The sequence below is a fragment of the Nocardia farcinica genome (assembly GCF_029867845.1).
Classification (GTDB): Bacteria; Actinomycetota; Actinomycetes; order Mycobacteriales; family Mycobacteriaceae; genus Nocardia; species Nocardia farcinica_A.
In genome coordinates, this window is record NZ_JARWRU010000369.1 from 1 (window position 1) to 1,448 (window position 1,448).

The 1,448-nt window shown below is 77.1% G+C and carries 1 pseudogene; it reads right to left on the bottom strand.

The features are described from left to right. Positions 1-551 precede the first annotated feature (551 nt). Positions 552-1,448 (bottom strand): annotated as a pseudogene (locus QH283_RS07850) (hypothetical protein); the annotation flags it as partial.

Sequence of the window (1,448 nt, forward strand, 5' to 3'; positions counted from 1 at the left end):
CGGGGGGGTGGGCCGGGGTGAGTACCCCGCCCCCACCGAGCATATCATGATCCACAATAAAGACCTATTATCGCTCGCTTACCGCGACTGTGGCCCCCGGTCGACGAACCGGGGACCACTGTCGTTTTCCCGGAGCTTCCAGAGCACGCAGGAGCGTCCGTCGGCGCGTCGACCGCGTGGACGGGTCCGGCTGCGCACGACGGGGGTGCGCGACGGGGTGGCGCGCGTCGGTGAGCGCTCGACCGTGCGTGCGTCGGCGCTCGACCACCCGAGCCGGCGGCTGTCCGCACAGCGACGGGGCGCCGACCAGGGCTCGACGGCGCGACCGGACGTCCGCCGGCATGCCCGTGCGCAGGAAGCCCGTCGCCACCCGGCCGGGCAGGGCACGGAGTTCGTCGCCACCCGGCCGGGCGGGCACGGAGTTCGTCAGAGCCCGACCGGGCGGGGCCCGAAGTCCATCACCCGACCGGGCAGGGGGCGAAGTCCATCACCACCCGGCCGAGCGGGGCACGGAGTCCATCACCACCCGGCCGGGCAGGGCCCGAAGTTCGTCAGTGCCCGACCGGGCGGGCGGCGGTGTTGCGCAGGGCGATGGCGACGACCAGCAGCGTCGTGGTGCCCGCGACGGCGACGGCGGTGCCGATGAGGGCGGGAGCGGTGCGGGCGAGCAGCACCATGAGCACGACTTCGACGGCCAGGCCGAGCCAGGTGAGCGCGGCGGGGGTGGTGCGGTCGACGGCGATCGCGGACAGGACCGCGCCCTGGAGCACGGCGAGGATCGCCCCGTGCAGGGCGAACAACCACAGCAATCCCTGGACGGGCGCGTAGTCCTGGCCGGCGAACAGCGGGGCCAGTGGGGCCGCCACCGCCGCGCCCGCCACCGCGAGGACGCCGAGCACCGACAGCACCGCCAGCGCGTCCCTGATCGCCTTGGCCGAGTGCGCCGGCTGCGCCATGCGCGGGTAGAGCACCACACCGACGGCCGCGGGCAACCAGAAAGCGATCTTGGCGGCGATCGCGCCGAGCGCGTAGCGGCCCGCCTCCGCCTCGTCCAGCACCATCCGCACCACGATGAGGTCGGCCGAGGACATGGCCATCAGCGCCGCCTGCACCTGCGCGGCGCGCAGCACCGGAAGGACGCCGACCACCGGGGCCCGCTCGTCCGCCGGGCCGCCCGTCTCCGCAGGCGACGCGGTCCCGGCCGGGCTGTGGCCGTCGGCACCGGCCCTCGGCGCGTCGTCGGCGGCCGCCGCCCGTGCGTGCCGTTCCGGCGCGACACTCCCCGCCGCGACGTGACCCGGTTCCGTCACGGCCGGGGTCGCGGCGGGCGCGAACATGTCGGGGCCGGTCGTGGGCGCCCGCGGGCCGGGCCGGCCCGCGGGGGGGGGCCGGCCCCGCCCCGGGCCCCCCCCCGCGGGGCCCCCCCCCCCCCGGCCCGCCCGCCCCGG